Source organism: Savagea faecisuis (genome assembly GCF_042675605.1).
GTDB classification, from domain to species: domain Bacteria; phylum Bacillota; class Bacilli; order Bacillales_A; family Planococcaceae; genus Savagea; species Savagea faecisuis.
Map to the genome: position 1 here is coordinate 40888 of NZ_JBHTJF010000001.1, position 7369 is coordinate 48256.

At 42.0% G+C, this 7369-nt stretch carries 8 protein-coding genes and 1 riboswitch; of the genes, 3 read left to right on the forward strand and 5 right to left on the reverse strand.

What is annotated here, in order from left to right:
* Positions 1 to 10: 10 nt before the first annotated feature.
* Together pepT and ACFQ0V_RS00225 are read right to left on the reverse strand one after the other, a co-directional pair.
* Positions 11 to 1237, reverse strand: a complete 1227-nt coding sequence (gene pepT / locus ACFQ0V_RS00220) for a peptidase T (RefSeq protein WP_381008555.1) — start codon at positions 1235 to 1237, stop codon at positions 11 to 13.
* 97 nt (positions 1238 to 1334) lie between these two features.
* The gene (locus tag ACFQ0V_RS00225; RefSeq protein ID WP_194563015.1) at positions 1335 to 1556 is read right to left on the reverse strand and encodes a DUF2187 family protein; all 222 of its coding nucleotides are present in this window, start codon (positions 1554 to 1556) and stop codon (positions 1335 to 1337) included.
* A 239-nt stretch (positions 1557 to 1795) separates the two neighbouring features.
* Here ACFQ0V_RS00225 and ACFQ0V_RS00230 point away from each other — a divergent pair, with 239 nt between their 5' ends.
* Both ACFQ0V_RS00230 and ACFQ0V_RS00235 read left to right on the forward strand, forming a co-directional pair.
* A complete protein-coding gene (locus ACFQ0V_RS00230; protein ID WP_381008557.1) occupies positions 1796 to 2062 on the forward strand; it encodes a metal-sensitive transcriptional regulator in 267 nt (88 codons plus the stop codon).
* Positions 2063 to 2187: 125 nt separating this feature from the next.
* A complete protein-coding gene (locus ACFQ0V_RS00235) occupies positions 2188 to 3318 on the forward strand; it encodes an MBL fold metallo-hydrolase (protein WP_381008559.1) in 1131 nt (376 codons plus the stop codon).
* Positions 3319 to 3356: 38 nt separating this feature from the next.
* On the opposite strand, the gene ACFQ0V_RS00240 is transcribed toward ACFQ0V_RS00235, so the two are convergent.
* Positions 3357 to 3983: a glycerol-3-phosphate acyltransferase gene (locus ACFQ0V_RS00240; RefSeq protein WP_381008560.1), complete on the reverse strand. Its 627-nt coding sequence runs from the start codon at positions 3981 to 3983 to the stop codon at positions 3357 to 3359.
* A 150-nt stretch (positions 3984 to 4133) separates the two neighbouring features.
* Positions 4134 to 4239: riboswitch (SAM riboswitch) on the forward strand.
* 106 nt (positions 4240 to 4345) lie between these two features.
* Here ACFQ0V_RS00240 and ACFQ0V_RS00245 point away from each other — a divergent pair.
* The gene (locus tag ACFQ0V_RS00245; protein WP_381008562.1) at positions 4346 to 5632 is read left to right on the forward strand and encodes an O-acetylhomoserine aminocarboxypropyltransferase/cysteine synthase family protein; all 1287 of its coding nucleotides are present in this window, start codon (positions 4346 to 4348) and stop codon (positions 5630 to 5632) included.
* Between the two features lie 38 nt (positions 5633 to 5670).
* Here the strand turns inward: ACFQ0V_RS00245 and ACFQ0V_RS00250 are convergent, their stop codons facing one another.
* Together ACFQ0V_RS00250 and ACFQ0V_RS00255 are read right to left on the reverse strand one after the other, a co-directional pair.
* A complete protein-coding gene (locus ACFQ0V_RS00250) occupies positions 5671 to 6558 on the reverse strand; it encodes a YitT family protein (protein ID WP_381008563.1) in 888 nt (295 codons plus the stop codon).
* Positions 6559 to 6850: 292 nt separating this feature from the next.
* Positions 6851 to 7369, reverse strand: a 519-nt coding sequence (locus tag ACFQ0V_RS00255; protein WP_381008565.1) for an RNA-guided endonuclease InsQ/TnpB family protein, incomplete at its 5' end; no start/stop codon positions are given.

The following is a 7369-nucleotide window of genomic DNA, read 5'->3' on the forward strand; positions in this document are numbered from 1 at the left end:
GTCTTTTCAATTATTGCGCTTTAGCGAAATGTTTACTAATTTCAATAATGACTTCTACTGCTTTTTCCATATTGTCGATTGAAATGAATTCATATTTCCCATGGTAGTTTTCTCCACCTGTGAAAATATTTGGCGTCGGTAAGCCCATATAAGAAAGTTGTGAGCCATCTGTGCCACCGCGAATCGGTTCGATAATCGGTTTTATGCCGAGTTGAATCATAATTTGTTCGACAGCATCGACAATCTCCATCACGGGTTCAATTTTTTCACGCATATTGAAATATTGATCTTCAATGTTTACTTGGACAGAGGATTTTCCGTACAATTGTTGAAGTTCTTTTTCGACCTCGTACATGTACTGTTTTTTCTCTTCAAAAGCATCGCGATCGAAGTCTCGAATGATGTAAGAAAGAGTCGTTTCTTCCGTCGTTCCTTGAACGTCCATTAAGTAAATGAAACCATCATAACCATCTGTCTTTTCAGGAACCGCATCTTCTGGCATTCTTTTTTGAAATTCATGCGAAATTAAAATCGAATTGACCATTTTATTTTTTGCTGTCCCAGGGTGAATATTGACACCACGGAATGTCACCGTCGCAGCGGCAGCATTGAAGCTTTCATACTGAAGTTCTCCGATTGGACCACCGTCCATCGTATAAGCGAAGTCAGCAGCGAATGCCTCGACGTCGAATTTGTGAGGGCCACGGCCGATCTCTTCATCCGGTGTAAAGCCGATGCGGAATGTAGGGCGAGGAATTTCAGGATGTTCGATTAAAAATTCCATCGCCGTCATAATTTCTGCAATTCCCGCTTTATTGTCGGCACCGAGTAACGTCGTGCCATCTGTCGTCATTAACGTATGACCGACATAATTTTTTAAGTTCGGGAAGTCTGCAACATGCATTACGACATCTTCATTCAGTTTAATATCTTTCCCGTCATAGTTTTCATGAATTTGTGGTTGTACATTTTTTCCTGTATAGTCTGTCGCCGTATCGACGTGGGCGAGCAGTCCAATCGTCGGTGTTTTCCCTTCAACATTAGAAGGGAGTGTACCGAACAAGTAACCGTTTTCATCTAACGTAATCTGTTGTAAGCCGATTTCTTTCATCTCATCTTGCAACAAATGCAACAAATCCCATTGTCCTGGAGTAGAAGGGGTCGTCGTACTTGCGTCATCAGATTGCGTGTCGATTTTTGCATACGTTGAGAGGCGATCAATCAATGTTTGTTTCATAGCCATTCTCCTTTTAAAACATATTTAAGCAATACTATAATAACATAATTATGCAAAAAAATTCCTCCATACATTCTCGTATAGAGGAATTTTCGTATTACACGACCGAATAGTTTTTATGGGCAACGACTGTTAAATCGGATGGTGCTCCGATCAACTCGGCATCGCGATCAGAGATACGAACGATGACTGAGTTTTCTAAAATTTTATGAATCGTGCCGGTCACTTCGTGGTCGTTTCGAACGAATGCAATTTTCTCATCCACTTGGCGTGCTGCGACGAAATCCGAAACCTTTTTTTCCCGTCTTGGAAATGACAATCGAATTCCCTCCCTCACCTTAGTGCGTCGAAAGTTAAAAAATCGTCCGAAACATACGATGGACGACGACAGTAAGGTTGTATTTGAATTAGATAATCCCTATCAACTCACTATGATTATACCACAAAATCGGTTATAATGCATGTTGTAATGTTTTTACCCCGCAATCAAAAATTTTGACTTCATACCTTAAGGGGTATACAATAAATGTAAGAATAAACGAATAGGAGGCGATCCAAATGACGGATTATGATGCAAAAATCCGAAACCGTCTCAAACGTGTAGAAGGCCAAATTAAAGGCATTTTGCGCATGATGGAAGAGCAAAAAGAATGTAAAGATGTCGTCACTCAGCTTACGGCCGCTCGTTCCGCAATCGACCGTACAATCGGTGTTATCGTCAGTTCTAACTTGATTGATTGCATTCAACAAACCGATAGTGAAGAGCCGAAAACACAAGAGGAAATTGTTCAAGAAGCAGTGGATTTACTTGTGAAAAGTCGTTAATTTTAAAATCGATCCTCTCGACGATTGTGTTGAGAGGATTTTTTTCGTCAAATGATAAACACGTTAGTTGACGAGTGAAAATACGCTCGATATGATAATGAAAATAAAGAACGGAGGAATTGTTCATGACAGTACAACCGAGAACTGCTACGGAAGTGGCGGAAGCGATTTTAAATAGAGAAGAGATTTGCGTATTAGACGTGCGCTCGCGCGATGCGTTCGCTGATTGGAAAATAGAAGGTCCAGAAGTATGTTCGTACAACGTACCTTACAGTGAGATGAAAGAAAATCCGGAGGCACATATTGAAGAACTTCCGAAAGACCGTCCGATTCTAGTCGTATGCGCGAAAGAAATTTCGTCCGTGTACGCTGCGGAATTGCTTGAACCGCTCGGGTATGATGTTTCTTATTTACAAGGTGGTATGCAGACGTGGAGTGAAGAGTTAGCTCCTGTTAAAGTGTACGAAGATGAGGATGTCGATGTTTACCAGTTTATCCGTATCGGAAAAGGTTGTCTCTCATACATGGTCATTTCAGGAGAGGAAGCACTCGTCGTCGACCCAGCACGATTTACAGACGTATATGTAAACTTTGCGAAAGAGCACGGTGCTCGCATTACACATATCGTTGACTCGCATTTACATGCGGACCACATTTCAGGAGGGCGCATGTTAGCAAACGAAACAGGTGCACAATATTACATTATGAAAAGCGAAGGAGCAGTGTTCGACTTTGAACCTTTAGAAAATCATGATGAAATTCGCTTTGAGCAAGTGAAGTTAGAAGTGCTCGCAGTGAAAACACCTGGACATACACCGGGAAGCGTCTCATTTTTCGTCAATGATCGCTTGCTCTTTTCGGGAGATACGATTTTCGTTAGTGGTCTCGGTCGCCCAGATTTAGGGAATAAAGTGCGCGAATGGGCGGAAGATTTATTCGATACCGTTCAATCGAAAGTCGCTCAAATTGCAGATGATGTCATCGTCTTACCGGGACATTATGCCGATTTAAAAACCGAGTTGAACGAAAGTCGCTACATCGGAAATACGTTAGGTGCCATTCGTCAGCAAAATGAGAAAATGTTTGAAGCGTCAAAAGAAGAATTTTTATCGCAAGTAGAACGTTCAGCAAGTTCTGTGAAGCCACCGAACTTTGAACGTATTGTAGAATTGAATCGCGGTATGGAAGAAGCGTCAATTGAAGAATGGCAAGAGTTGGAGATTGGTCCGAACCGTTGCGCGGTTCACCACTCTTAAAAAAAGTCCGCCCACGAAATTCGTGAGGCGGACCATTTCTATTTCGAGCGAAAAGCAGCAGATACGCGCTTTTCTGTTTTTAAGTGGATGCGTTCAAAGTTTTCTCGGTGTTGATAAATCATCACGACTAACAGCCCGAGCGCGACCCAAAAGCTTAGGACGGAATGCTTCGTTAACGTTTCGACAATTAAAACGAGATACAACATGAGTCCACCGATCACGATATAGTCAGTTAACCACGTAATGATGAGGAATGCGACGAGTGCAAACAACCCCCAATGCCAATCGAGAGCGAGCATCATACCGATCATCGTCGCCGTTCCTTTTCCGCCGTTAAATTTCATCCATACGGAAAAGTTATGACCGATGACGGCAAATGTTCCAGTGAGTGTATAAAAGAAAAATAATGAATCTGTCTCAATAGTCGAAAATTGCTGAAGTAACCATGCGATAACCCCAATCGCAATCGCTCCTTTCGCGATATCGACGACAGCAACTAATATGCCGTATCCTTTTCCGAGTTCGATAAAGGCATTTGAAGCGCCTGCATTTTTCGTTCCGAGTTCTTTTAAGTTGCGCCCAGATAAGCGACTTGCCAAGATTGAGCCGTGTAAGGAACCGAATAAATAACCGAGGACAATCGCAATACTACTCCATAGAAGCATTAAAATCGCCTCCTTTTTCTTTTCAGTATACTAAATAAGGCCTTCAAACGTGAATAAAAAACAATATTCTAAATATTTTATAATTTCTCTTGACTTTCGAAAAGGTTTAATTATATACTATGTCACAAGATGGAAAACGACATAACAACACTCTTATCCAGAGAGGCGGAGGGACTAGGCCCTATGATGCCCGGCAACCGGTGAAATTTCACAAAGGTGCTACTTCCTACAGGTTTGACTACCTGGAAGATAAGGGGAGGCGAACAGAACTTACAACCCTCTTCTTATTTTGAGAAGGGGGTTTTCAATTTAGATTGAATCTCCCCAAAGCTCGTTCCATCAATGACTAGGAGGGAATTTCAATGACAAAAAATTATGGCAAAGAAACAATTTTACTTCACGCAGGACAAGAACCAGACCCGAATACAGGATCACTTGCTGTTCCTATTCACCGCACGACATCTTACGTATTTAAAAACTCACAACACGCACAAGACTTATTCGCTTTAAAAGAAACGGGTAACATTTATACACGTATTATGAACCCAACAGTGGGCGTCTTTGAAGACCGCGTTGCACAGGCAGAAGGTGGAACAGCAGCGGTTGCTCTTTCTTCAGGAATGGCAGCTATCGCATTTTCAATTTTAAATATTGCGAGTGCAGGAGACGAAATTATCGCAGCGAGCAACTTGTACGGAGGTACATATAACTTATTCACGACGACACTTCCACGCTACGGCATTACAGTGAAATTAGTGGACGTTACGGACCCGAAAGCGTATGAAGCGGCAATTACAGATAAGACGCGTGCAATTTTCGCTGAAACGATCGGTAATCCAGGGCTTCACGTTCTCGATATCGAAGCGATTGCAAAAATCGCACATGACAATGGCTTACCATTGCTCGTAGACAATACATTCCCTTCACCATACGGCTTGAATCCGATTGAGCACGGAGCGGACGTCGTCATCCATTCAGCGACAAAATTGATCGGTGGACACGGTACGACAATCGGTGGTGTCGTTGTAGACGCAGGGAAATTTGACTGGACGCAAGGACGTTTCCCTTACTTCACAGAGCCGGATGAGTCATATCACGGCATTCGTTACGGTGTAGACGTACCGCAAGCGGCATTTGCAACGAAATTGCGCGTTCAATTGTTGCGTGACTTCGGTCCAGCGCTCGATCCTGATAGTGCATTCAACTTCTTACAAGGTCTTGAAACGTTACACTTACGCGTTGACCGTCATAACGAAAACGCATTGAAAGTAGCGAAGCACTTACAAAACCATCCGCAAGTCGAGTGGGTCACATATCCAGGTCTTGAAGATCACCCATCTCATGACTTAGCGAAAAAATATTTGAAAAACGGTTACGGTTCAATCGTCGTCTTCGGTATTAAAGGAGGACGTGATGCAGGACGTGACGTCATCGATAACGTGGAAATCTTCTCACACGTAGCAAACGTTGGAGATGCGAAGTCATTGATCATTCACCCAGCTTCGACAACTCACCAACAATTATCAGAAGAAGATTTGAAAAAAGCAGGAGTCCCAGAAGAGTTAATTCGTTTATCAATCGGTTTAGAATCGGTTGAAGACATTATCGCTGATTTAGATCAAGCGATCGAAAAAGCGACATCGAAATAAAAGAAAAGCGCTGCGACTGTAAAAGTCGTAGCGCTTTTTTAGCTTTGAGCGTATCGTCTCGCTTCCATTTCTTGCAAGCTTTCGCCTTCTTTTCGGAAGAAGCCGAACACATTGACCGTTTGCACGACGTTCGTGAAAGCGAACGGGTCGATTTCTTTAATAATTTGTTCTAAGTCATAAAGCTCGTAACGTGTGACGACGAGATACAGCATATCTTTTTCTCGTTTCGTATATGCACCCATCGCAGGCATGACCGTAATACCACGCACCATCCGTTCATGAATGGCCTTTTGTAACGCTTCGCCATTTTCGGTAATGATGAAGACCGTAAGTTTTTCGTGGCTCGTATGAATCGCATCGATCACTTTAGACGTTAAGTACAAGCCGACCATCGTATACAATGCGTTAGCTGGTTCGAATAACAGACCCGCACAGAAGACGATGACCGCGTTCATCGCAAAAAAGTAAATGCCGACAGGGCGATCTTTAATGCGCGCGAGAAGCATGACGACGATATCCATACCTCCTGTAGAAGCACCTAATTTCATCGTAATTCCAATACCGACTCCGATTAACGTTCCTCCTGCTACCGCATTTAAAATGATATCATCTGTTAAAGAAATGACAGGAAGTATTTCTAGAAAGAATGTCGTAAAGCCGACCGAAATAATACTATAAATCGTAAATCCTTTTCCTACTTTAAACCAGCCTAAAATTAATACAGGAATGTTGAGAAAAAGGAGTAAAACACCGGTTCCCCAGTTGAGGCCTAAAAACTGTTGAGCGACGGTGGAAATCAATTGTGCGACACCAGCGAACCCACTTGAGTAGACGTTGGCATTAATGAGGAAGAAGTTTAACCCCACTGCAACTAATAAAGCTCCGACAATGACTGTTCCAATCCGTTTTGACTCCATAAAAAACATAAGACCCCTCCTATTATATATAATGTTAATCGATTATCGCATAAAAAAAGTAAAAGAACAGTTAGATAAAAAAAGTAAAATAAATGAGAATTTTTTGAAATTTCGGCATGTGTTCACCTGAAAAAGACATAGGTTCAAAAGTATTAATTTGTAAAGTAACGATTATGTGAACTACCCACCACTTAGTTAACCTTACGGTCTACTTGAAGTGGGGGCTTCTCGACTTATCGTTGCTTTTACTAGCCAACGAAAAATGACCGAGCTAACCCTCTCGTTCCAAGAGTTTTTGTTTCTATGCTAATAAGCGTAACCCTTCGTTTTTAATGTTGATTGCGGCATTGTGGTCACGTTCTAGCACAAAACCACAAGAACAATGGTATGTACGTTCAGACAAGGGCATTCTCTTTTCAGCACCACAACATGAACATCTCTTAGTAGAGGGAAACCATTTATCAATTTTGATAAGCTGTTTTCCTCGTTCTTTTAGCTTGTACGCTAAGAAAGTAGTGAACATGCCCCAACCGTTATCATGAACGCTTTTTCCAAAGCGAAGGGCTTTAGACATACCTTTCATGTCTAAATCTTCAATAATCACAGCGTCATAGTTTGTTGCTAATTCTTTTGATTTATGATGAAGAAAGTTTCTGCGCTGGTTCGCTACTTTTTCATGCAACTTAGCCACTACCAGTCGTTGCTTATTCCAACGTGCAGAACCTTTCTTGCGTTTGGATAGAATGCGTTGTGCTTTTGCTAGTTTGTCTAATGATTGTCGATAGAATTTTGGGTAATTGGCTTTCTTACCCTGTTCACT

Coding starts and splice junctions, on each gene's coding strand:
- pepT (WP_381008555.1), bottom strand. CDS start 1,237: ATGAAACAAACATTGATTGATCGCCTCTCAACGTATGCAAAAATCGAC.
- ACFQ0V_RS00230 (WP_381008557.1), top strand. CDS start 1,796: ATGACGGATTATGATGCAAAAATCCGAAACCGTCTCAAACGTGTAGAA.
- ACFQ0V_RS00235 (WP_381008559.1), top strand. CDS start 2,188: ATGACAGTACAACCGAGAACTGCTACGGAAGTGGCGGAAGCGATTTTA.
- ACFQ0V_RS00240 (WP_381008560.1), bottom strand. CDS start 3,983: ATGCTTCTATGGAGTAGTATTGCGATTGTCCTCGGTTATTTATTCGGT.
- ACFQ0V_RS00245 (WP_381008562.1), top strand. CDS start 4,346: ATGACAAAAAATTATGGCAAAGAAACAATTTTACTTCACGCAGGACAA.
- ACFQ0V_RS00250 (WP_381008563.1), bottom strand. CDS start 6,558: ATGTTTTTTATGGAGTCAAAACGGATTGGAACAGTCATTGTCGGAGCT.